22 protein-coding genes, 3 tRNA genes and 1 pseudogene are annotated in these 22,980 nt (G+C 71.0%); 7 read left to right on the plus strand and 19 right to left on the minus strand.

The genetic code is table 11. The features are described 5' to 3' along the window. Positions 1-64: 64 nt before the first annotated feature. Positions 65-577 (plus strand): annotated as a pseudogene (locus FFS51_RS09155) (transposase); the annotation flags it as partial. Between the two features lie 469 nt (positions 578-1,046). On the opposite strand, the gene FFS51_RS09160 reads toward FFS51_RS09155, so the two are convergent. The 5 genes from FFS51_RS09160 to FFS51_RS09180 all read right to left on the minus strand — a co-directional run bounded on the left by FFS51_RS09160 (position 1,047) and on the right by FFS51_RS09180 (position 4,077). Next, the gene (locus tag FFS51_RS09160; RefSeq protein WP_212742803.1) at positions 1,047-1,280 is read right to left on the minus strand and encodes a hypothetical protein; all 234 of its coding nucleotides are present in this window, start codon (positions 1,278-1,280) and stop codon (positions 1,047-1,049) included. 172 nt (positions 1,281-1,452) lie between these two features. After that, positions 1,453-1,529 (minus strand) — tRNA-Met (locus FFS51_RS09165). Positions 1,530-1,553: 24 nt separating this feature from the next. Beyond that, positions 1,554-1,625 (minus strand) — tRNA-Thr (locus tag FFS51_RS09170). Positions 1,626-1,706: 81 nt separating this feature from the next. Continuing rightward, positions 1,707-3,044 (minus strand): M23 family metallopeptidase, encoded by a 1,338-nt coding sequence (locus FFS51_RS09175; protein ID WP_137878148.1) that lies wholly within the window; start codon positions 3,042-3,044, stop codon positions 1,707-1,709. A 232-nt stretch (positions 3,045-3,276) separates the two neighbouring features. Then, the gene (locus FFS51_RS09180; protein WP_056519350.1) at positions 3,277-4,077 is read right to left on the minus strand and encodes an inositol monophosphatase family protein; all 801 of its coding nucleotides are present in this window, start codon (positions 4,075-4,077) and stop codon (positions 3,277-3,279) included. A gap of 75 nt (positions 4,078-4,152) precedes the next feature. Here FFS51_RS09180 and FFS51_RS09185 point away from each other — a divergent pair, with 75 nt between their 5' ends. Then, entirely contained in the window at positions 4,153-5,718 is a 1,566-nt protein-coding gene (locus FFS51_RS09185) for a phytoene desaturase family protein (protein ID WP_137878149.1), read from the plus strand. 105 nt (positions 5,719-5,823) lie between these two features. Here the strand turns inward: FFS51_RS09185 and FFS51_RS09190 are convergent, their stop codons facing one another. The 5 genes from FFS51_RS09190 to FFS51_RS09210 form a co-directional block, all read right to left on the minus strand. Then, positions 5,824-6,786, minus strand: coding sequence for a hypothetical protein (locus FFS51_RS09190; RefSeq protein WP_137878150.1), 963 nt, complete (start codon positions 6,784-6,786; stop codon positions 5,824-5,826). A 120-nt stretch (positions 6,787-6,906) separates the two neighbouring features. Continuing rightward, positions 6,907-7,488: a YdeI/OmpD-associated family protein gene (locus FFS51_RS09195; protein WP_137878151.1), complete on the minus strand. Its 582-nt coding sequence runs from the start codon at positions 7,486-7,488 to the stop codon at positions 6,907-6,909. 107 nt (positions 7,489-7,595) lie between these two features. Next, positions 7,596-7,677: transfer RNA gene (locus FFS51_RS09200), tRNA-Tyr, on the minus strand. Positions 7,678-7,772: 95 nt separating this feature from the next. Beyond that, positions 7,773-8,693, minus strand: a complete 921-nt coding sequence (locus FFS51_RS09205) for a PfkB family carbohydrate kinase (protein WP_137878152.1) — start codon at positions 8,691-8,693, stop codon at positions 7,773-7,775. Between the two features lie 69 nt (positions 8,694-8,762). Next, positions 8,763-9,242: an FBP domain-containing protein gene (locus FFS51_RS09210; protein WP_045247769.1), complete on the minus strand. Its 480-nt coding sequence runs from the start codon at positions 9,240-9,242 to the stop codon at positions 8,763-8,765. 72 nt (positions 9,243-9,314) lie between these two features. Here FFS51_RS09210 and FFS51_RS09215 point away from each other — a divergent pair, with 72 nt between their 5' ends. Then, a complete protein-coding gene (locus FFS51_RS09215) occupies positions 9,315-9,803 on the plus strand; it encodes a YajQ family cyclic di-GMP-binding protein (protein ID WP_045247768.1) in 489 nt (162 codons plus the stop codon). Here FFS51_RS09215 and FFS51_RS09220 read toward each other — a convergent pair. Continuing rightward, positions 9,794-10,285 (minus strand): hypothetical protein, encoded by a 492-nt coding sequence (locus FFS51_RS09220; protein ID WP_045247767.1) that lies wholly within the window; start codon positions 10,283-10,285, stop codon positions 9,794-9,796. The two genes, FFS51_RS09215 and FFS51_RS09220, sit on opposite strands and share 10 nt — an antisense overlap. Here FFS51_RS09220 and FFS51_RS09225 point away from each other — a divergent pair. After that, positions 10,271-11,179 (plus strand): FAD:protein FMN transferase, encoded by a 909-nt coding sequence (locus tag FFS51_RS09225; protein WP_045247766.1) that lies wholly within the window; start codon positions 10,271-10,273, stop codon positions 11,177-11,179. The genes FFS51_RS09220 and FFS51_RS09225 overlap by 15 nt on opposite strands. Positions 11,180-11,218: 39 nt before the next feature. On the opposite strand, the gene FFS51_RS09230 is transcribed toward FFS51_RS09225, so the two are convergent. Further along, positions 11,219-12,223 (minus strand): alpha/beta hydrolase, encoded by a 1,005-nt coding sequence (locus FFS51_RS09230; RefSeq protein ID WP_045247765.1) that lies wholly within the window; start codon positions 12,221-12,223, stop codon positions 11,219-11,221. Between the two features lie 48 nt (positions 12,224-12,271). Between FFS51_RS09230 and FFS51_RS09235 the strand changes: the two genes are divergently transcribed. Then, complete coding sequence (locus FFS51_RS09235) at positions 12,272-13,546, plus strand: low temperature requirement protein A (protein ID WP_212742804.1); 1,275 nt, start codon at positions 12,272-12,274, stop codon at positions 13,544-13,546. Here the strand turns inward: FFS51_RS09235 and FFS51_RS09240 are convergent. The 4 genes from FFS51_RS09240 to FFS51_RS09255 all read right to left on the minus strand — a co-directional run bounded on the left by FFS51_RS09240 (position 13,543) and on the right by FFS51_RS09255 (position 18,043). Further along, on the minus strand, positions 13,543-14,742 hold the full coding sequence (locus FFS51_RS09240; protein WP_137878153.1) for a multidrug effflux MFS transporter: 1,200 nt from the start codon (positions 14,740-14,742) through the stop codon (positions 13,543-13,545). The two genes, FFS51_RS09235 and FFS51_RS09240, sit on opposite strands and share 4 nt — an antisense overlap. Beyond that, entirely contained in the window at positions 14,739-16,112 is a 1,374-nt protein-coding gene (locus tag FFS51_RS09245; RefSeq protein WP_137878154.1) for an FAD-dependent oxidoreductase, read from the minus strand. Before FFS51_RS09245 ends, FFS51_RS09240 begins: the two co-directional genes overlap by 4 nt. A 62-nt stretch (positions 16,113-16,174) precedes the next feature. After that, positions 16,175-17,236 (minus strand): polyprenyl synthetase family protein, encoded by a 1,062-nt coding sequence (locus tag FFS51_RS09250; protein WP_137878155.1) that lies wholly within the window; start codon positions 17,234-17,236, stop codon positions 16,175-16,177. Between the two features lie 87 nt (positions 17,237-17,323). Further along, a complete protein-coding gene (locus FFS51_RS09255; RefSeq protein ID WP_283205732.1) occupies positions 17,324-18,043 on the minus strand; it encodes a demethylmenaquinone methyltransferase in 720 nt (239 codons plus the stop codon). A 48-nt stretch (positions 18,044-18,091) separates the two neighbouring features. Here FFS51_RS09255 and FFS51_RS09260 point away from each other — a divergent pair, with 48 nt between their 5' ends. Then, complete coding sequence (locus tag FFS51_RS09260; protein ID WP_431463243.1) at positions 18,092-19,378, plus strand: isochorismate synthase; 1,287 nt, start codon at positions 18,092-18,094, stop codon at positions 19,376-19,378. An 18-nt stretch (positions 19,379-19,396) separates the two neighbouring features. Here the strand turns inward: FFS51_RS09260 and menD are convergent, their stop codons facing one another. Beyond that, the gene (gene menD, locus FFS51_RS09265; RefSeq protein WP_137878157.1) at positions 19,397-21,286 is read right to left on the minus strand and encodes a 2-succinyl-5-enolpyruvyl-6-hydroxy-3-cyclohexene-1-carboxylic-acid synthase; all 1,890 of its coding nucleotides are present in this window, start codon (positions 21,284-21,286) and stop codon (positions 19,397-19,399) included. Then, entirely contained in the window at positions 21,177-21,542 is a 366-nt protein-coding gene (locus FFS51_RS09270) for a PLDc N-terminal domain-containing protein (protein ID WP_045247759.1), read from the minus strand. The genes menD and FFS51_RS09270 overlap by 110 nt, the downstream gene beginning before the upstream one ends. A 105-nt stretch (positions 21,543-21,647) precedes the next feature. On the opposite strand from FFS51_RS09270, the gene FFS51_RS09275 reads away from it, so the two are divergent. Then, on the plus strand, positions 21,648-21,962 hold the full coding sequence (locus FFS51_RS09275; protein WP_045247758.1) for a DUF4229 domain-containing protein: 315 nt from the start codon (positions 21,648-21,650) through the stop codon (positions 21,960-21,962). A 33-nt stretch (positions 21,963-21,995) separates the two neighbouring features. On the opposite strand, the gene FFS51_RS09280 is transcribed toward FFS51_RS09275, so the two are convergent. Then, entirely contained in the window at positions 21,996-22,967 is a 972-nt protein-coding gene (locus FFS51_RS09280; RefSeq protein ID WP_137878158.1) for a 1,4-dihydroxy-2-naphthoate polyprenyltransferase, read from the minus strand. Positions 22,968-22,980: the final 13 nt, after the last annotated feature.

The raw sequence follows: 22,980 nt of genomic DNA on the forward strand, positions 1-22,980 counted from the left end.
GACCCGCCCCGGTCGATCAACGCCATGAACTCACGCCGCTGCTGCTCTGTGTACTTCCGTGCCGGCATCCATCCCCCTCGTCATCAGTGTTGCGACGATCGCTGGAATCCAAGCCGGCGAAGGCAAGCTCTACCTCTGCGCAATCAAGGACGTGTTCTCGGGCCGAATCGTGGGGTACTCGATCAGCGACCGGATGAAGGCCCGTCTCGCGGTCGACGCTGTCAACAGCGCCGTCGCACGGCGCGGGAACGTCGCCGGCTGCGTGGTCCACACCGACAGAGGATCCCAGTTTCGCGCGCGGAAGATGGTCCGCGCCCTGCACCATCACCGGATGGTCGGATCGATGGGACGAGTCGGCGCGGCAGGCGACAACGCGGCGATGGAGTCGTTCTTCAGCCTGCTGCAGAAGAACGTCCTCAACCGGCGCGCCTGGGCCACCCGCGACGAACTCCGCATCGCCATCGTCACCTGGATCGAACGCACCTATCACCGACGCCGCCGACAGAAGCGGCTCCACGGTTTGACCCCGGTCGAATACGAAGCAATCATGAACACCGACGTCGCCCTCGCGGCGTGACTAGAAGCCGTCACCTATCGGTGCGGCAGACCCACTGTTCGCCCGTGTCCAACAGGTGATTGATGTGCGGGTGAAACGGGGACAGCTCGATCGCGTTCACAACCACTTCCTGCGGGGAATGCTCCACTGCGGCCGCTGCTACGACGTCGGACAAGAGCACCGACTCATTTTCACGGAAGCGAAGAACCACGCCGGCGACCTCTACGACTACTTTCTGTGCCGCGGAAGGCAAGACGGGGTCTGCGGACTCCCATACCTACCAACGGGAGAGATCGAGAAGGCCGTCGTCCGCGAGTTCACCTCCCTGCACTTCTCCCCATCCCAACTCGAGATCGCCCGTCATCACGTCATGCGCGCCCTCGACCACCTACTCGCGACGCAGAAGGAACAGCAGAGTCGCCTGAGGAAGGAGCTTAAGAAGCTTGAGATCCAGGAAGAACGCCTGCTCGACCTCGCGGCCGACGGATCGCTACCTACCGACAAACTCCGCACCACGCTCCGCGACCTCCACGTCAAGAAGCGCCGCCTCAACGCCAGCCTGGACACCACCGACGAACACCTTCACGACCGCACCACCATGGTGCTCAGTTACCTCGACCTCATGCAGCGGCCAGACGCCCTGTTCACCTCCGCGGACGGACCGGTCAGACGCAAGCTTCTCGCTGCGTTCTTCACCCACATCTGGGTAGACGACAACAGTCATGAGCTCACCATCACACGTGAGTTCCAACCACTCGTCGCAGACCTCCGCGACGCCGTACTGCACGCCGCCGAGAACGCAAAAAGCGTCGGAGACATCTCCGACGCTTCTGCTTCTTCATCTACCGAACAGCTAACCCATCATCTTCAGGTCACTTGTTCGAGTGGGACCACTTTGGTAGCAGGAGCGGGGCTCGAACCCGCGACCTCACGATTATGAGTCGTGCGCTCTCACCAACTGAGCTACCCTGCCGCAACGCATGTCAGACATGCTGCGAGCCCCGAGTCAGGATTGAACTGACGACCCCTTCCTTACCATGGAAGTGCTCTGCCACTGAGCTATCGGGGCGTGCCGCCCTTTCGGGCAACCACACGAGGATATCAGAGCCGCGGCCGGTCACCGAACCGGATCCTCCCCGCGGATGACGGGTCATCCGCCCGCGTGCGAACGCAACCAGGGCAGCGGATCGATGGGAGTCGTGCCGTTCTGCAGCACCTCGAAGTGGAGGTGCGCACCGAACGAGTACCCGGTGTCGCCGACCTGGCCGATGATCTCGCCGACCTTCACGTGGTCACCGGCCTTGACCCGCAGCGAGCCGTACGCCATGTGCGCGTAGCGCGTCGCGACGGGCTGCCCGTCGATCACGTGATCGATGATGATCATCACGCCGTATCCGCCGCCGCTCTCGGTGGCGACGCGCACGACGCCGTCGGCGACGGCCTGGATCTTCGCTCCGGCGCCCGGGGTGAAGTCGAGACCCTCGTGGAACTCACCCGTGCGCCAGCCGAAGCCATAGCTGATCGAGACGCCGACGGCGAACGGCCACTGGATGGGCGAGTTCGGGTTGTTGGTGAAGAAGTTCGAGAAGTGGGAGATGCCGAGCGAGGCCGCCATGTCGGCCTTCGAGCCCGTGGTGTAGTCGCTGCGGTCGAGCGAGGATGTCTGCACCTCGCTGGGTACGGCGAATGCCTGAATCGCACTCTCACCGCCACCGGTGCTGTTCGATGCGGCGAGCGAGACCGCGTTGGTGACAGATGCGGTGCCGGATGCCGCGGCCACCGCCTGGGACGGAAGCGTCATGCCGACCGCGACGAGGCCGACGATGCCCATCGCGCCGACCGAGAACGAGGTGGTGGCGACCCGGCGGAACACGCTCTTGCGCGGCATGGCCGACGACGGAGCAGATGCCGGTGCGCTCTTCGCGCCGCGGCCACGGTGCGCGCGGCCAGTCGGAGCCTCGTCGGCGATGACCTGCTCGGGAGCCGACTCGGCCACAGAGATGATGGGGGTGGGGCCGCTCTCAGCGAATCGGCGCAGAGCCTCAGCGAAGGCGTCGACATCGTCGGCCTCACGCGACGGCGCCGATGCGTCCGCATCTGCTGCGGGGGCATCGGCGCGGGGAGCGGACTCTGCGGCGGTGTGCGCGTGAGCGACCGGTGACGTCGGCAACGCCAACGGAAGCTCGCGCTGCGGACTCGCGACGATCTCGACGACCGTCGCAGCGGCGGGAGCCTGCTCGGCGGCCTCGGGCTCGACGGCGACGAGTTCGACCACCTCGGCGCCGACGACCTCGCTCAGCGCCGGCAGTTCAAGCTCACGGCCGCGCGCAGCGCGGCGGGTGAGGGGAGCGACCACCGGCGCCGCCGCACGAACGGAGCGGCGGGTGAGCGGAGCGACGACAAGAGCGTCAGCGATGGCGACCGCATCGACGATGGATGCCGCGGGCTCGACGGTCGACGAAGTGACGGGCTCCTGAATCTCGGTCACCGACGGCACCGGCGTCGCAGTGCTCGCGGAATCGCGGCGGGAACGACGGGTCGGCAGGCTGTCGGATGCGGGTGTCTCAGAAGTCAAAGCACAAAAGTCTCACGTCTTGTCGCGCCAGCGACGGTCTTGCGTTCGGGTGGTGTTCGTGACTCGGCGGGTACCGGAAGATAACGAACTCATAAACAGTAACCCGATCGCCTGAGGATTGCCAGGGCATGTCGCGGCACGAAACCTAGCCGTTACGCAGGGCCTCGGCGAGCTTCTCGAACAGGGGAGCCGGGGCCGCGATCGAGAGCGGTCGAGCCGCGGCATCCGGACCGCCCTCGCGCCAGAACACGCCGCCCGCTTCTTCGACCAGCAGGGCTCCGGCAGCGACGTCCCACGGCTTGAGTCCGCGCTCGTAGTAGCCGTCGAGCCGGCCGGCCGCGACAGCGGCGAGATCGAGGGATGCCGCGCCCATGCGCCGCAGGTCGCGCGCGAGGGGCAGCACCGCGCCCACGGCGGCGAGGTCGCCGGCGTGGGTGGCGGGGTCGTAGCCGAATCCGGTTCCGAGCAGGGCGCCGGCCGGGCCGATCTCGGGAGATACGTGCAGGCGGTGATCGCCGAGCCAGGCGCCTTCACCGCGCGCGGCTCGGTAGAGCTCTCCGAGCGCCGGGGCGTAGACGACGCCCGCGAGCGATTCCCAGGCGGTCGGGTCGCTGCTGCCGGTCACGATGCCGATGCTGACGGCGTAGATCGGGAGTCCGTACGCGTAGTTGACCGTGCCGTCGATGGGGTCGACCACCCAGACGATGCCGGTGCGGGAATCGGCGCCGCCGGACTCCTCTCCGAGGAAGCCGTCATCGGGGCGGGCGGCGGCGATGCGATCGCGGATCAGCGCCTCGACCTCGCGGTCGGCCTCGGTCACGATATCGGCGAGCGCGGACTTCGTCGCCGCGATCGTCACACCCTCGGCCCGTCGGCGGGCGGCGAGCTCTCCCGCCTCCCGGGCGATCTCGACGGCGAGCGACTGCAGTTCGAGCGGGAGGGTCATACCGCCACGCTATCGCCCGGGCCGCGGCATCCGGCCCGTCGGTGACGCCGCAGGGCGGACCGCTAGCGTGAGGCCATGACCCCCACGCACGATGTCGTGATCATCGGCGGCGGCCACAATGCCCTCGTCGCGGCCGCCTACCTCGGCCGGGCTGGACGCTCGGTCGTCATCCTCGAGCGGCTCGCTCATCTCGGCGGCGCCGCCGTCTCAGAGCGCCCGTGGGCGGGCGTGGATGCCTCACTCTCGCGCTACTCGTACCTGGTGAGCCTGCTCCCCCGCCGCATCGTCGACGACCTGGGCCTGCGCGTCGAGCTGCGACGCCGGCGCTACTCGTCCTACACACCAGACCCGACTGACCCGTCACGGGGCGTGCTGGTCGACACGCAGGATGCCGCGGCCACCGCCCGCTCGATGACCGCCACGACGGGCGACCCGGAGGAGGCCTCCCGCTATCGCGACCTGCTCACCAGGCTCGCGCCGCTCGCGACGGCGGTGTTCCCGACGATGACCGAGCCGCTGCCGACGGCGGCGACGGTGCGCGCGCGGCTCGGCGACGACGAACTGTGGGAACAGGTGACCGAGCGACCTCTCGGCGAGCTCGTGCGCGCGAGTCTCCTGACCGATCTGATGCGCGGGGTCGCTCTCACCGACGGGCTCATCGGCACGTCGTCATGGTCGGACGACCCCTCTCTCGCCCAGAACCGGTGCTTCCTCTATCACGTGATCGGTGGCGGCACCGGCGACTGGGACGTGCCCGTCGGCGGCATGGGACGGGTCAGCTCAGAGATGGAGCGGGCAGCCCGCGAGGCGGGTGCCGAGGTGCGCACGCGCGCGGAGGTGACGAGCGTGTCACCCGACGGCGAGGTGCGCTGCGCCGACGGGCGGGTGCTGCGCGGGAGGCTCGTGCTGTCGGGCGTCGGGGCCGCCGTTCTCGCCGATCTGGTGACGGCCGGCGGGGGCGAGGCATCCGCTGTCTCTCGTCCGGCCGGCGCGCAGGTGAAGGTCAACATGCTGCTGCGTCGACTGCCGCGGCTGCGCGACACATCCGTGGCCCCCGAGGCGGCGTTCGCGGGAACCTTCCACGTGAACGAGCGGATGAGCGATCTGGATGCCGCGCACGCCACGGCGCGCGCCGGTCGCGTGCCCGATCCGCTGCCGGCGGAGATCTACTGTCATTCGCTGACGGACCCGTCGATCCTCGGACCCGAGCTGCGCAGCGCCGGCGCCCAGACCCTGACACTGTTCGGGCTGCAGGTGCCGCACGCGTTGGTGACCGGACGCGACGCCGCGGGCGCGCGCGACGAGGTGCAGTCCGCGGCGATCCGGTCGCTGAACGCGGTGCTTGACGAACCGATCGAGGACTGCCTGTGGATCGCGCCCGACGGGTCGCCGTGCATCGAGGCGCGCACGACCGACGATCTCGAACGCTCACTCGGCATGGTCGGCGGCGACATCTTCCACGGCCCGTTGTCGTGGCCGTGGCTCGATGACGCCCCGGATGCCGCACCCGCCCGCTGGGGCGTCGCGTCAGGCGTCGACGGGGTGCTGCTGTGCGGATCGAGCGCGGTGCGAGGTGGCGCGGTCAGCGGCATCGGCGGTCACAACGCGGCGATGGCGGCGCGGGAGCTGCTCGAGGCCTGAACCAGGTTCAGCCGCGGGCCGCGGTTCCATCGGGTCGCGCGGCCCGTCGCCGAGTCAGGTCACGCGGGGAGGGCGCGATCTGACCGTGGGTGTGCGACCCGGCGGTCACTCCGTGGGCGTCTGCGGCGGCAGCGGAGGGCGCGGCGGAAGCGTCGGGTCCCCGGTCGGCGCAGCGACGGGAGCCGCGGGCGCCGGTGCCGGTGCCGGTGCCGCAGCGGGGGCCGAGCCCGGAGCGGGATAGCTGGGCCGGCCCGTGTAGTACGCGTTCCAGTCCGGCGTGCCGTTCGGCAGCGGAGGCAGCGGCGTGACCCGGTCGGCGTAGGTCGGCCATCCGGGAGGGGGCCCCGCGACCAGGGGCTTGGGAATCCGCGGCGCGAACAGCACGGTCACGAGCGGCACGAGGGCGGTGCCGACGGCGGCGAGGATGGCGACGGCGACCGTGAGGCGCCAGTAGATGTCGTGGAAGCGCAGGAACTCCTGCAGCACGAGCGGGAGCACCAGCAGCACGGCGAGGATGCCGACCAAGGCGAGGGTCGCGAGAGACGTGACCGTGGTGAACGACGTGCGGAACCGCAGCCATGCCTTCACGTAGAGGCGCACGTGCAGCACGGCGAGCTGGAGGATCAGCACCACGAGAAAGAACGAGAAGGTGCGCTGCGCGCCGAGAAGCGGGTCGACACCGTCATACGACGGGACGAGCGGGTTGGAGCCGCTGCCGTATGGATCGTCGTAGCCGCTTTGCGCGGAGCCTGCCGGCATCCAGATGAAGATCGCGCCGATGAGCAGCGTCACGACCCACACCGTCATGCTGACCAGCACGAACCACACCGGACGCCGCGATGACAGCCGCGCCTCGAGGATCGAGACCCCGGCGAATGCGGCGAGCAGGAAGATCGTGAGGAACGCCCGCCCGATGAGGCCGTTCTGGTTGCCCACGAGCACCCAGACGACGCTCACGATCGCTGCGGCGATGAGTGCGCCGATGGCGACCCAGATCGATGCACGCACCAGTGGGGACGAGGTCGACCGGTTCGCGGCGGGCGGGGTGGCGGGCGTCGGCTGCGTCATGAGAGGGATCCGTTCTGCGGGTCGGTCGCGCTGCCCCCATCGTGGCATGCGGCGTCCCCGCGGCCCAGGACGATGACGTCCCGCTGTGGATGACCGCCAGCGGGAAGCCTACGGGGAGGGCTACTGGGGGTGCGGACGCTCACCGCGCGCGAACTGCGCGACCAGCCGGTCGAGTCGCGCGGCGCGGGTCTCGGCCGTGGTGGCGGTCATGAGGCGGTGCAGCACTGCGTAGCGGTTGTTCGCGTTCGCCGTGGCGAAGGTCTCGACGGCGGTCGGGCCGGCCGCGGCGAGCGCGGCGACGAGGTCGTCGGGCACCTCCGCGGTCGCCGCCCCGGCGTATGCGCGATCCCAGCGACCGTCGGACTGTGCCGCATCGATCTCGATCTGGCCACGCGCGCGCATGCGCGCATCGGCGATGAGTCGTTCGACGATCTCGACGTTGCGGGCCGACCACATCGATCGCTTGCGGCGCGGGGTGAAGCGCTGCAGGAAGGTGGCCTCGTCGTTCGAGCGCTTCTGCCCGTCGATCCAGCCGCTGCACAGCGCCTCTTCGAGCGCCTCCTGGTAGACGAGGGAGGTCGGCTCGGTCACGCCCTTCTTGGCGAGCGCCAACCACACCCCGTCGGACTCGTCATCGTGAGCGATCAGCCATTCCCGCCACGCGGCGACGTCGACGACGACGAACACCTCGATGTCGGTCATTGGTCGAATCCGGATGCCGCGGTCACGCGCCCGAGCATACGGGCGGGGCGGGGCATCCGCCCGGAAAAACGAGGAACGGGCCTCGACATGCGAGGCCCGTTCTGGGGTGGCAGGTGAGGGATTCGAACCCCCGAAGGCTGAGCCGGCTGAGTTACAATCAGATCCCTTTGGCCGCTTGGGTAACCTGCCATGGCGCACCCGCCCGGCTTTTTCAGTCGACCGGAGGCGCGATCTCCGATCTTACCCGCGATGCGGTCCGTGTCGAAATCGGCCCGGGTGTGCGCTCAGGTGCCGATGCGGTCGAGGTCGATGCCGCCCAACGACTCGGGGAGGCGCAGCAGGGCGCCCTCGACGCGGCAGGTCGCGGCCGCGACATCCATCGCCCGCTGCAGCACCGCGCGCCACGCGTCGCCGCTCTCCGGACGCCCCTCGATGACGGATGCCGCGACCGACGCGAGCACCGCATCGCCGGCTCCCATCGTGTCGACGATGCGTCCCGGCAGGGCCGAGACGGGCAGCGAGACATCGGCGTCCCCGGCGACGATACGCGCGCCCGCAGAACCGCGGGTCGCGAGCACCGCCGCGACGCCGAGGCCGACGAGTCGGTCGGTGAGCGCATCGAGGGAGGTGCCGTAGAGCAGCTCGGCGTCGTCGTCGCCCACCTTGACGAGGACCGCCCCCGCGGCCGCGCGCTCGAACCCGCGCACGAACTCGTCGCGGTCGTGCAGCATGCCGGCGCGAGGATTCGGATCGATGGCGACGACGGATGCCGCGGCCACCGCGTCGATCAACTCGTCGGTCTGGGCGCGGTCGTCGAACGGCACGCAGCTGATCGCGACGAGCGGCGCGGCGGCGATGGCCGCACGCTCGGCGGCGCCGTAGACGACTCGCCGCTGTTGGGCGGCCGTGTTGAAGACGTAGGTCGGCTCGCCGCCGGCGCTGCGCGTGCTGACCGCGCGCGAGGTGCCGTGCGGCGACGCGGAGGCGATCAGCTCGACCCCGTAGTCGGCGAGAAACCCGCGGATGCGCTCCCCCGGCTCGTCGTCGCCGATCATCGCGATGAGGCTCGTCGGCACGCCGAGACGCGACAGTCCGACCGCGACGTTCAGGGCCGCACCGCCGACGAACTCGCGCACCCCGCTGTCGTCGCGCAGTTCGTCGATGAGCGCGTCGCCGATCACGACGACCCGGGATTCAGCGGCCATGGATGCTCCTTCGCAGTCGTGCCCACTCTGTCAGCGCGGAGCGCAGGGCGCCACCGCACGCGGGGCGTGTCAGACGCGCTCGGCGACGCGGGCGACGAACGACTCCGCCCGCTCCTTCGTGCCGTCGATGCGCACGTCGACGCTCGCCCGGATCTCGCCCGGCGCCAGCGGCGCCGCCAGCCGCACGTTCTCGTGGCAGCTGAGATCGGCGCAGATGTAGGTGCCGACGCTCGACCCCGAGGCATCCGGAAGTCGCGCCGAGAAGAGCGTCACCTGGTTGCCCGGCTGCATCGTGTGGCAGAGGTTGCACAGGCCCACATGTCCGCGTGACGACGAGGATGCCGCGCGCAGCACGACCCCGTGCGGAGAGCCGTCGCGTTCGGCGACGAGGTAGCCGCGGTCCCGGTTCTCGGGGTCGCGCCAGGCGAGGAAGTCGAGGTGGTCCCAGTCGAGGATCGGGAAGTCGTGCGGCAGGGCCAGCAGACGCAGGTCGTCGGTCGAGGCGTTCACGAACGCGGCGCGCAAATCGTTCTCGGTGAGCGCGTGCATGCCGACCAGTCTACGAACCGGGCAGCGCCCCGGCTCGGGACGCCGCCACATGCCGCGGATAGACTCGCGGGCATGGCAGACAGCTCCTTCGATATCGTCAGCAAAATCGATCGTCAGGAGGCCGACAACGCCCTCAACCAGGCGCACAAAGAGGTCGAGCAGCGCTACGACTTCAAGGGCACCGACGCGTCGATCGCGTGGAGCGGCGAGCAGATCCTCATCAAGGCGAACAGCGAGGAGCGCGCGAAGGCCGTGCTCGACGTGTTCCAGTCGAAGCTCATCAAGCGCGGCATCTCGCTGAAGTCGCTCGACTCCGGGGACCCCGTCGCCAGCGGCAAGGAGTACCGCATCACCTCGAGCCTCAAGGAAGGCATCTCGCAGGAGAACGCGAAGAAGATCGGCAAGATCATCCGCGACGAGGGCCCCAAGACCGTGAAGAGCCAGATCCAGGGCGACGAGCTGCGCGTGACCTCGAAGTCGCGCGACGACCTACAGGAAGTGCAGCGCCTCCTCAAGGCCGCCGACCTCGACGTCGACCTGCAGTTCGTCAACTATCGGTGATCGACCGGATGCCGCGGCATCCCGTCACAGCAATCGCATAGCGTTCTCTCCCCGCCCGCCCGGCTCAGACCTCGGGAGCGCATCAGTGCGACGCGCACGCTTCTTTCACAACGGAAGGAGCATCCGATGCGCAGAAGTGAGAAGGCGAAGCTGCGGGCGACCCTCGCGACCGCCGCGGTGATCTCAGCCGGAGCGGGCGTGCTGATCGCCGCCGCCCCCGCGGTCGCGACCGAGTGGAGCGGAACGAGCACGACCTCGACGTCGTCCTCGAGCACGGGGACCTCGAGCACGGGGACGTCGAGCACGGGCACATCCGGATCGAGCACGTCGTCGTCGGGCACCACTAACTCGGGCACGACGTCGTCCGGTTCGAGCTCGAGCTCGAGCAGCGGATCGACCAGCTCGAACTCCGGCTCGGTCTCGAGCGGATCCGGCACCACCTCGCACGGCACGACGTCGGGCTCACGATGACCGCCGCGCACGAGTGGGCGCTGTGGTCGACCGACGCCCGCCTCGTGGTCACCCGCGACGACGCCCTCCCGATGGCGATCGAGGTCGCGCAGCGCGAGCTCGCGATCATCGCCGCCGCGGTCGACCGGTTCGACGCGACATCCGAACTCAACCGCATCTCCGACCGGCTGCCGGACGGAGTGCGTGTGAGCGCCACGCTCGCCGACTTCGTGCGCGCCGCCCTCAAGGCCGCCGAGCTGACCGGCGGACTCGTCGACCCCACCGTGCGCACCGCGATGGACGCCCTCGGCTACGACCGCGACATCCGCCTGATCCTCGACGACGACCGGCCCATCCGCGTCGTCGTGCGTCACACCCCCGGGTGGCGCCGCATCACGCTCGACGGCGACCTGCTGACCGTGCCCGCGCACCTCTCCCTCGACCTCGGCGCGACCGCGAAGGCGCTCGCCGCCGATCGCGTGGCAGCCGCCGTCGCCGTCGCGTACGACTGCGGCGTGCTGCTCTCCCTCGGCGGCGACATCGCCTGCGCCGGCCCCGAGCCGGTCGGCGGCTGGCAGGTGACGGTGCAGGATGCCGCGGGCGAGCCGATCGACCAGGTCACCCTGCGCGCGGGCGCGGGCATCGCGACATCCAGTCTTCTTCATCGCCGGTGGCAGCGGGCGGGACGCGACATCCATCACATCGTCGACCCGCGCACCGGAGAGCCGGCGCCCGAGGTGTGGCGCACCGTGACGGTCGCGGCGCGCAGCTGCGTGGAGGCGAACGCCCTGTCGACGGCCGCGATCATCCGCGGCACCGAGGCGCCCGCGTGGCTCGCCGACGTCGCCCCCGCCCGCCTCGTGTCGGCCGTCGGCGACGTGGTCACGACCGGCGGCTGGCCGGCGCCGACCCGCCTCGCCGCGTAAGTCGAGCGCGCGCGGCCGACCGCCCGTGCGCGACGCCGGCTACGCCCGCGCGAGCACTCCGCCGACCCAGCGCGCGAGACGCGCGTACGCCTCCTCGCGGGCATCGTGGCGCGACAGGAAGACGTCGTGCAACGCACCCTCGATGCGCTCGACCGTCACCGACGAGCCGAGCTGCACCGCCGCACGGGCGATGTCGTCGACCACGAGCACGCTGTCGGCACGGGTGAGCTCCTCGCTCCACCGGGTGGGCACGGCGCTGCGCGCCGACAGCAGCACACACACTGGCGCGTCGATGCGCAGCCCCGCCTCGACGCGCGCGTGCCCCGCGAGAATCGCGTTCAGCCACCCGGTGTGCACCGCCATCGTCTGCTCAGGACGCCAGTCGAGATCGATCGACACCGGATCGGTCGGGTCGGCCACCTCGCGCTGCGCCCGTGTGTAGAAGCCGAGATCCACCTGCGGCACGGTCTCGTATGGACGCATCCGGGCCCCGATGCCGACGACCGGGGCGAGCGCACTGCGCCGACGCCCCGGCAGCTGGAACTCGAGCCACGGACTGTTCAGGATCACGGCTGCCGCCGCCCGCGGATGCCGGTCGGCCCACAGGCTCAGGGTCAGGCCTCCGGTCGAGTGCCCGAGCAGCACGAGCCGGCGATGCGGATGCCGCCCCTCGCCGTCGCGACCCATGGCGCCGAGGGCTGCGGCGATGTCCTCGTCGTAGGTCGTGAGGTCGGTCACGTACCCGGGGGTCTGCCCGGGCCGGAGGCTGCGTCCGTACTTGCGAAGATCCAGGGCGAAGAAGCGGGCACCGCGGGAGGTCCAGAATCGGGCGAGCCTCGTCTGGAAGAAGTAGTCCGACCACCCGTGCACGTAGAGCACATCGACGTCTCCGAGCGGCCTTGCGGCGAACCACGACGCCGGCCCCCGCTCAGGCACCGCACGCACCAGGGTGGCGACCACCGCACCCTCGGAGTCCTCCCCGAGGGGCAGGCTGAGCTGCATGAATCCGTCGCCGAGAATGTCGGCGCCCCACCCGACCGTCATGCCGCCAGCCTACGACCGCCCCGGACCGGCAAGATGATCCCCGTGACGATGAACTCTCCCCCGCACGTCGCCGCAGGATCCGTGACCGCACGCATGCGCCGCATGCTCGGCCGGAACCCCCGCGAGCACGGCCGCGCAGCGACCCCACTCGAACTCCTCTTCGACCTGACGTTCGTCGTCGCGTTCGGCATCGCCGGATCCCAGATGGCGCACGAGATCGCGGAAGGACGTCTCGCCGTCGGGCTCGGCGGATTCGCCTTCGGGATGTTCGCGATTATCTGGGCCTGGATCAACTTCTCGTGGTTCGCCTCGGCGTTCGACACCGACGACTGGGTGTACCGCCTCACGACGATGGTGCAGATGGCGGGCGTGCTGGTGCTCGCCCTCGGCCTCTCCGACGTGTTCCACTCGCTGGAGGGCGGCCACGGCATCGACAACACGGTGGTCGTCGCCGGCTACGTGATCATGCGCGTCGCCATGCTCGCCCAATGGCTGCGCCTCGCAGCCCAGTCGCCCGCGCACCGCCGAACGGCGCTGATCTACGCGACGTTCATCGCGATCGCACAGATCGGGTGGGTAGCCACCGCCGTGCTGCATCTCGAACTCGGCCCCACCCTGGCGTTCGCGGCCGTGCTCTACCTCATCGAGCTCGGGGGTCCGCTGCTCGCCGAGCGGCGGCATCCGACCCCCTGGCATCCGCACCACATCGCGGAGCGCTACGGCCTGCTCGTGCTCATCGCCCTCGGCGAAGGCGTGCTCGGCACGGTGACCGCGGTGCAGCCGATCATCGCCGAGAGCGGCTGGTCGGGCGACGCGATCGTTCTCGTCGCGGCCGGCGTGATCCTGACCTTCGGCATGTGGTGGGCCTACTTCGCGGTGCCGTTCGGCCACCTGCTCGAGCATCGCCCCGGCGGCGGCTTCGTGTTCGGCTACCTGCACATGCTCGTCTTCGCGGCGGTCGCCGCGGCGGGGGCGGGACTCCATGTCGGCGCCTACGTGGTCGAGGGGCAGGCGCACGTCGACTTCGCGGTCGCCGTGCAGGTCGTCGCGATCGCGGTCGCCGTGTTCCTCACGACCTATCTCGCGGTCGCCGCAACGCTCACACGCCGCGTGCGGCGCGCACACGCGGTCGCTCTGACGCTCGCTCTCGTCGTGCTCGCCGCCGCCGTCGTCCTGGCCGAGATCGGCACATCGTTCGCGCTCTCGATCCTGCTCGTCGCCGCGGCACCCTGGGTCGTGGTGGTCGGCGAGGAGCTCACCGCAGGGCGATCGGCCGCGGCATCCGGGCACTCCGAGCGCGGGACTGCCGCCGCGGGCGACTAGGCGGCCGGCAGCGGCCGCGGACGGGTGAGCAGCACGACGACCGCCGCCACCGCCGATGCGACGAGCGCGACGAGCGCCATCGGCACCGCCGTGTCCTCGCCCCACAGGCCGACGAGCGGGGAGGCGATCGCCCCGACGAGGAACTGGCTCGACCCGAGCAGGGCCGCTCCCGCGCCCCGCGCCGCAGCCGCGCGGGCGAGGGCGAGCGCACTCGCGTTCGACATGATAAAACCCGTCGCCGAGGTCAGCACGAACGCGCACAGGATGAACGTCGCCGGCTGCAGCGCCCCCGTGAGCGCGAGCACCGCCAGCCCGACCGAGGCGACGACGGAGAGCGCGACGCCGACCAGCAGTATCCGTCTCACGCCGACTCTCGGCGCGACCCGCGCGTTGACGAGGTTCGAGAGCACGATGCCCGCCGCTCCCGCCGCGAACCCGAACGCATACACGAGGGGCGGCATGCGCAGCACGGTCTGGCCGACGAACGGCGAGGCGGAGATGTAGGCCATCATCGCGGCGAAGCCGAACGCGAACACCGTCACATAGCCGCGCACGCCGCCGTCACGCAGCAGCGTGCCATAGCGGGCGAACGCACCCGCCACCCCTCCTGCGTGTCGCTTCTCGGGCGGCAGCGACTCCGGCACCACCGCCACGGCGAGCACGAACATTGCGACCGAGATCGCGGCGAGCACCCCGAGCACCCCGCGCCAGCCGGCGATCGCCGCGACCGCGCCGCCGATGGGGGGTGCGATGAGCGGCCCGAGCCCGACGAGCATCGCGATGAGGCTCAGCGCCCGCACCGCCGTCTCGCCCTCGCTGAGGTCCACGGCGATCGCGCGGGCGAGCATCATGCCCGCGGCTCCCGTCAGACCCTGCACCAGGCGCAACGCGATGAACACCTCGACGGTCGGCGTGAACGCCATCGCGACACCGGATGCCGCGAACACCGCCAACGCGATGACCAACACGGGGCGCCTGCCGAACCGGTCGGACAGAGGTCCGAGGATCAGTTGACCCACGCCGATGCCGATGAGGAACGCGGTGAGGGTCAGCTGCACGCTCGAGGCGGGAGCGGCGAGCTCGGTGCCGATCTGCGTGAACGACGGAAGGTACATGTCGACCGCGAACGGGCCGACCGCCGTGATGAACCCGAGTGCCGCGAGCAGCCCGGGGGTGAGTCGCCGTCCCGCGGTCATTCGCCGCGGGAGATGCTGATCATCTCGTCGCGCGGAACGACCTTGATGCGCGCACGCTCGTGCGGAGCCCCGAGGGCGATCTCGTGCTCGTCGAGGCGGTGCCAGCCCTCGAGGTCGGTCCAGCGCACACCGCGCTCGGCGAGGAGCGCGGGGATCGCCTCGTCGGACGGGTCCTCGGGCTGCCACCACGACGCCTGGTCGCCCACGAGGTGGCGCACGGTCTCCATCGCGTCGGACTTGGTGTGGCCGATGAGTCCCACCGGCCCGCGCTTGATCCACCCGGTCGCGTAGACGCCCGGAACGATCTCGTTCGAGTCGGGCTCGAGCACCTGACCCTCGTGGTTCGGGATGACCCCGTGACGCTCGTCGAACGGCACCCCCGGCAGCGGCGAGCCGAAGTAGCCGACAGCGCGGTAGAGCTGCCCGATCGGCACCTCGCGCAGCTCGCCGGTGCCGACGACCCCGCCCTGCCCGTCGGGACGGGTGCGCTCGTAGACGAGGGACGCGACCCGGCCCGCGGCATCCGTCGTGACCTCGACAGGCTTCGCCCAGAAGTGCAGGTGCAGGCGGCGCGAGGCGGGCCCGGCAGCACCGTTCGCCGCCGGACGCGTGCGCCACTCCTGCAGCACGCGGTCGATGACCTTGACCTGCTTGTTGCTCGCGATCGCCGCGAGGGAGGCCTCGTCGTAGTCGAAGTCCTCGTCGTAGACGACCATGTCGACGTCGCGCAGCTCACCGAGCTCGCGCAGCTCGAGCGGGGTGAACTTCACCTGCGCCGGGCCGCGGCGGCCGAACACGTGCACGTCGGTGACGGGGCTCGCCTCGAGGATCTCGTAGACGTTGCCCGGCACCTCGGTCGGCAGCAGGTCGATCGCGTGCTTCGCGAGAATGCGCGACACGTCGAGCGCGACGTTGCCGACGCCGACGACAGCGACGGATGCCGCCTCGAGCGGCCAGGTGCGCGGCACGTCGGGGTGCCCGTCGAACCAGCTCACGAAATCGGCCGCGCCGTACGAGCCCTGAGCGTCGATCCCGGGGATGTCGAGGTCGGCGTCACGGATCGCTCCGGTCGCGAAGATGACCGCGTTGTAGTGCTTCTTCAGGTCGTCGAGGGTGATGTCGACGCCGTAGCGCACGTTGCCGAAGATGCGGATGTCACCGCGGTCGAGCACCTCGCGCAGCGCCGTGATGACGCCCTTGATGCGCGGGTGGTCGGGGGCCACGCCGTAACGCACGAGTCCGTAGGGAGCCGGCAGGTGCTCGAACAGATCGATCGAGACGTCGAAGGGCCGCTGTTCCTTCAAGAGGATGTCGGCGGCGTAGATCCCTGCGGGACCGGCACCGACGATGGCCAGCCGGAGCTTGGTCATGGGGGTGTCCTTTCGTGGGGCGCGACGCAGTCGGATGCCGCGGCGCGGCCGGGCGTCGTGGGTCAGCTGCTGCGGTCGACGACCGCGTCGGCGAACCGCGTGAGGCCCTCGCGCACGGGCCCGGCGGGGAGCGGCGCCAGGGCGGCGACCGCGTCAGACGCCCACTGACGGGCGAGCTCGAGCGTGCGGCGGGTCGCGGGGTGCTCGCGCAGCCGGGTGAGCGGCTCGTCGAGGATCGCCGGGTCGGCGCCGTCGGCGATGCGGGCGACGCCCTCGTCGATGCGGGCGCGCAGGTCGACCGAGGCGGCGTCGGTGTCGGCGCCGAGCAGCAGGTAGGGCATGGTCGGAACGCCCGCGCGCAGGTCGGTGCCGGGCACCTTGCCGGTCTCGTCGGCGTCGGCCGAGAGGTCGATGACGTCATCGAGCAACTGGAACGCGACGCCCGCCTTGTCGCCGAAGACCTGCAGCGGCTCGGCGTACTCCTCGGGGCCGTTGCCGAACGTGATTCCGGCCTTCGCGGATGCCGCGATGAGCGAGCCGGTCTTGTCGGCGAGCACCTGCAGGTAGAACTCCACCGGGTCGTCGTCGTCGGACGCACCCACGGTCTCGTGCAACTGGCCGAGCACGAGTCGTTCGAACGTGTCGGCCTGCAGCTGGATGGCGGCATCGCCGTGGCGGGCCATGATCTGGCTGGCGCGGGAGAAGAGCAGGTCGCCGGTGAGGATGGCGATGCTGTTGCCCCACACGGCATGGGCGGCCGGAACGCCGCGGCGCACGTCCGCACCGTCCATGACGTCGTCGTGGTAGAGGGAGCCGAGGTGGGTGAGCTCGAGGGCGGCGGCACCCTCGATGACCGGCTGTGTCGCGCCGTCGCCGAGCTGCGCGGTGAGCAGCGTCAGCATCGGCCGCACCCGCTTGCCGCCGGCCTGGTAGAGGTAGCGGCTGGTGACGTCGGCGAGCCGATCGGTGAACGCGATCTCGGTCGCCAGCTGGGCCTCGACCTGCGCGAGACCCACTTCGACCGTCTTCCACAGGCGACGGGAGGCCGGCCCCGCGAACACCCGCTCCGTCACGCTGAGGTGACCTGCCAGGGGCAGACCGGGCGCGGACGAGGTCGGAGTCACGCAGACAGCCTACCGGCGCTCACTCCACCGGTGGCCGCCGATCCCGTCGGTCGAGAACGCCTCGTAGCCGATGCCCAGGTGCGCCGATCAGGCCTTCACCGCACGGTGCAGCGCGACGATGCCGAAGGTGAGGTCGCGGTAGGCGACATCGGTCCAGCCGGCCTCGCGCACCCATGCGGCGAGCGCGCGCTGGGCGGGCCAGGCCTTGATCGACTCGTTGAGGTAGTCGTACGCATCGGCGTTCGAACTCACCCAGCGGGCGACGGTGGGCAGCACGCGGTCGTTGTAGAAACGGTAGAGCGCCGCGAAAACCGGATTCTGCGGCTGGGAGAACTCGCAGATCACGAGGCGGCCGCCGGGCTTGGTGACCCGCAGCAGCTCGGCGAGGGCGACCTTGGGCTCGGCGACGTTGCGCAGCCCGAACGAGATGGTGACGGCGTCGAACGATGAGTCATCGAACGGCAGCGCCATGGCGTCGGCTTCGACGAAGGAGAGATTCGGGATGCCGCCGTGCCGCCGCGCGCCCTCGGCGATCATGCCGGGCGAGAAGTCCGCGGCGACGACCTCGGCGCCGCTGCGGGCGAGTGCGACGCTCGATGCTCCTGTGCCCGCCGCGAGGTCGAGCACCCGCTCCCCCGGCTGCGGCGCGACGGCGCGGGTCATCGCGATGCGCCAGAGGCGATCGTTGCCGAGGCTCAGCAGCGTGTTGGTGCGGTCGTAGGCCGCGGCCACCTGATCGAACATGCCGCTCACGCGGGCGGGATCCTTGCCCAGGTCGGCGCGGTTGGGCTCGTCGGCGGCGGTCACCCGTCGAGTCTAGGCGGGCCGGGCGAGGCCTAGGCTGGACGGGTGACCCTGCCCGATCTCCCCCGACTGGTGGCGGTCACCCGGGAGACTATCGCGCACGAGGATCTGCTGGCTCTGGCGGACCCGCACACGCCGCTGGTGTGGTCGCGGCGCGGCGACGGATTCGTCGGGATCGGTCGCCCGCTGATCGCCCTCGAGGCATCCGCGGACGCCGCGACCCGGCTCGCGTCGACGTGGCGCGCGATCGCGGATGCCGCGTCCGTCGACGACGAGGTGCACGCCCCCGGCACGGGCCTCCTCGCCTTCGGCTCTCTCGCGTTCGACGAGCACGCCGAGGCGCGCTCCCGTTCGGGTGCGACATCGCGACTGGTGGTTCCGCCCGTCGTCGTCGGCCGCACCGGCGGGAAGACCTGGATCACGCGCATCACGAGGGAGGAGGCATCCGATCAGGGCGAGGATGTCGCCCCGATCCCGTACGGCCCGTACTGGTCGGCCACGCTCGGACCCGGTGCGCAGAGCCCCGAGGACTACACCCGCGCCGTCGCCGAGGCGGTGGCCCGCATCGGCCGCGGCGAGCTCGAGAAGGTGGTGCTGGCCCGCGACCTCGTGGGTTCGGTGCCGGCGGGCGCCGACCTGCGCCGGCTCGTGCGCGCGCTGCAGAGCGGCTACCCCGACACGTGGACCTTCGCCGTCGGCGGCCTCATCGGCGCGAGCCCCGAGACCCTCGTCACCGTGCACGACGGCACCCTCACCGCCCGGGTGCTCGCCGGCACCGCCGCGCGCGGCGCCGATGCCGATCGGGATGCCGCGGCCGCCGTCGCTCTCGCGACCAGCCAGAAGGATCTCGACGAGCACCGCTTCGCCGTGCAGAGCGTGCTCGACGCGCTCGCCGGTCACACGCGCGCGGTGACCGCCGCCGAGACGCCCTTCACCCTGAAGCTGCCCAACGTGTGGCATCTCGCGACCGACGTCGAGGGCGACCTGGGGCACGAGGCATCCGCTCTGGATCTCGTCGCGGTGCTGCACCCCACCGCCGCGGTCGCCGGTACCCCGACGGCGTCGGCCCTCGCGACGATCCGCGAGCTCGAGCCGTTCGACCGCGGACGCTACGCCGGTCCGGTCGGCTGGATCGACGGCGACGGCGACGGCGAGTGGGCGATCGCGCTGCGCTGCGCGCAGTTCGGCGCAGAGTCGTCGTCTCCCACGGCCGAGTATCGCGACGACATCCCGGTGACGGCGTTCGCGGGCGCCGGCATCGTCGCCTCGAGCGACCCCGAGGCGGAGCTGCTCGAGACCCGGGTGAAGTTCCGCCCCATCGTCGACGCGCTCGCCTGAGCGGATGCCGCGGCGCGCTCAGCGCTCGAGAGGCACCTCGATGAGCTGACGTCCGCCCGACGGCGATGTGAGCACCTGATCGAGCGCGGACCGTGTCGTGACGCGGTGGTACTCCCAGCCGTAGGCGAGGGCGAGCTGTTCGAGGCGCACGGTCTGCGGCGTGTACTGCACGCGATCCATCGCCTCGGGGCCTGCGATCTGGGCCACCTCGAGCCCGTCGAAGATCGTGCCGCCGCCGTCGTTGCCGACGATCACCTGGATGCGCGGTTCCGGCTCGCCGGGCGCGGCCAGCAGCGCGCCGACGTCGTGCAGCAGCGCGAGGTCGCCGAGGAGCACCCGGGTGACGCCCGGTCGCCCGTCCGCCTGCGAGGCGGCGGCGACGCCGAGGGCGGTCGCGATCGTGCCGTCGATACCCGCGAGCCCACGGTTGGCGTGCACCCGCACCTTCTTGCCGCCGAGCACCTGGTCGGCGACCCGAACGAGCCGCGACGATCCGAACACGAGTCGGTCGTGCGGCCAGGTGGCGCGCCAGACGGCGTCGACGAGCAGCGTGCGGTCGACCCGCTCCCGCGCGACCGCGAGCTCGGCGTCGATCGCACCGAGGCGGCGCTGGGGCTCGGCGGACGCGAGCGCATCGGCGTCGGGCGCGGGCGGGGTGAGATCGACGGATGCCTCACGCGACGCCCGCAGCCATGCACCGAGCCACTCGCGGTCGGTGTCGCCGGGTTCGACGGCGAGCGCGTCGACGGCGAGGCTCTCACCGTTGAGGTTGAGCGGCTCGCCGGGGCCGCGCAGCGCGACAACCTCGACGTCGGCACGCGAGAGCAGGGCGGTGACCTCGCGGCTGAGAGTCGGATGCCCCAGCACCACCGCCCGCTCGACGGCTCCGCCGAGCGCGGGATCGCGGAGCAGTTCGCGATAGCCGTGCACGAGCTGCCGGCCGAACCGGGCGCCGGAGACGATCTCGGCGACGAGCGGCCAGCCGCCCAGGTGGGCGAGCTGCTCGGCGTCGGGCCCGGCGTCGGATCCGGCGATCACCACGGTGCGCGGACCCCGCACGAGCAGGTGCGGCAGGGGCTCGGGGTCGGTCGCGACATCCGCCTCGCCGATGCCGCCGCCGCCCTGGTAGAGCGCGCCGAACGACTCCTCTTCGCCCTCCTCGGCGGGGGCGGCGGGAACGGGAACGGCCGCAGCCTCGGCCGCGAACCAGGCCGGGAGGGGCCCGGCGAGCGGCTCGCGGTACGGCAGGTTCAGGTGCACCGGGCCGGCGGCGCGGGTGCCGGCACCGATGGCCTCCTCGACGGCCTGGGCGGCCACGGCGCGCAGCATCGCGGTCTGCTCGGCGGTGCCGTCGGGGTCGGTCTCCTCGGGCACCGGAAGATCGGTCTCGTGGCGCGCGGCGAGCGCGAAGAGTCCCGGCTGGCGGGTGGTCTGGTTCGCGCCCACGCCGCGCAGCTCGGGCGGGCGATCTGCGGTGAGCAGCAGCAGCGGCACGCCGGCGTGGTGCGCTTCGAGGGCGGCAGGCAGCAGGTTCGCGACCGCGGTGCCCGAGGTGCAGATGACGGCGGCGGGCATACCGGACTCGCGGCCGATGCCGAGCGCCGTGAAGCCCGCGACGCGCTCATCGATGCGCACGTGCAGCTGGGCGAGTCCGCGGCGGTCGAGCTCCGCGGCGGCGAGGGCGAGGGCCTGGGAGCGCGAGCCGGGGCTGACGACGAGATGCCGCACCCCCTGCGCGACGAGCGCGCCCAGCAGGGCCGCGGCGGCATCCGTCGCCGGAGATCGATCGGTCACGCGGTCAGCCCTTGCGCTTCTCGTCGTCGTCGGTCGTACGGGGAGGGAGGTCGGGGTCGGCGTCCTCCGCGTCGAGGCGTGCCAACTCCTCCTCCAGCCGGCGGATGCGCTCATCCTGGTCGGAGAGATCCGCGAGCGACCCGAGGAACGCGGGGTCGTCGTCGGGGGCGGGCCGTCCGGCGGAACGAAGCCGCGAGCGGCCGATGGTGAACCAGAGCACCCCGCCGATGACCGGCAGGAGCAGCAGGATGAGGATCCACACGGGCTTGGACACGCCGCGGTGCCGGTCGGCCGGTTGCACAGCGCCGTCGATGACGCTGTAGATCCAGAACACGACCGCGAGCACTGCAACGATCAGCACGAGCCGCATGCCCTCATCCTAGGCGCGCCCGCCGGGGAGAGGCCTGGGGAGGACGGCGGGATGACGCATCGGCTCGTTCAGGCGACACCTCACCGGCCGACCTACGATGGAGGGATGTCCGCCCATCCCGTGCGCTCGGCCGTGCTCTACTCGGTGCTGCGTCTGCTCGCATTCGCCGTGCCGTTCGGCCTCATGATGCTGCTGCCGATCTTCCAGCAGTTCGTCTGGCTCGCCGCGATCTTCGCCGCACTGATCGGACTGAGCATCTCGGTGATCTTCCTGCGACGCCCCCTCGACGAGGTCACCACGACCCTCGCCGACAACCGCGAGCGTCGGCGCGCCGCGCGCAGCGGCGACCGCGTGCGCCGCAACGAGTTCGACGAGGACGAGGCGGCAGACGCCTACTTCGGCGACGACGACGCGCGCTGAGCGTCACCCACCGGCCGGGGCGGATGCCGCGGTTCAGGCCGAGAACGCCCAGAACAGCAGTGCGCCGTATGCGAGGGCTCCGAGCGACGTGAGACTGAGGGCGATCACGAGCTCCTGCGGCTTGCCGTACATCCACACGATGAGCAGCGCCGGACCGAGCAGCAGCAGCGACATCAGCGCGAGCCACGCGATCGGGTAGAAGAACCCGAGGAAGCAGGCGATCAGCAGCGCCACGACGACGAACACCGTGTACAGCACCTGTGTGCCGCGCGCACCGATCAGCACGCTCAGGGTGCGCTTGCCGGCCTCACGATCCTGGGGGATGTCGCGCAGGTTGTTCGCGAGCAGCACGGCACAGGCGAGCAGACCCGCTGCGACCCCGCCGAACCAGGCTTCCTGCGGCACGACGCCGACCTGGATGAAGGTCGTTCCGGCCGTGGCGACCAGCCCGAAGAAGACGAAGACGAACACCTCGCCGAGGGCGTTGTAGCCGTAGGGACGCTTGCCGCCGGTGTAGAACCACGCCGCCGCGACGCACACCGCGCCGACGATCAGCAGCCACCAGTGCTGGGTGCGCACCGTGAGCACGACTCCGACGATGCCCGCGAGCGCGAAGAACGCCAGGGCGACAGCGAGGACCGCCTTCGGGGCGGCCTTGCGGGAGCCGGTGAGCCGGCCCGGGCCCACCCGGTAGTCGTCGGTGCCGCGGATGCCGTCGCTGTAGTCGTTCGCGTAGTTCACGCCGATCTGCAGGAAGACCGCGACCGCGAGGCATCCGAGTGCCAGCACCCAGTGAAGGTTCGGGTCGATCACGTGCGCGGCGCCGGTGCCGATGAGCACGGGGGCGATAGCGAGCGGCAGGGTGCGCAGACGCGCGGCGGCGATCCAGTCGCGTACACCCGCGCGACGCGGCGCGGTCGCGGGCGAGCCGGAGCGCTGCGGATTGCCTCGGGGGTGCGTCTTGCGCGCGGGCGCCGAGCGCCGCTTCTTGGTGTTGCCTGCCACGGGGAGCAATCCT

Origin of the sequence: Microbacterium sp. 4NA327F11 (assembly GCF_005503465.1) — a bacterium.
In the GTDB taxonomy this organism is placed as follows: domain Bacteria; phylum Actinomycetota; class Actinomycetes; order Actinomycetales; family Microbacteriaceae; genus Microbacterium; species Microbacterium ginsengisoli.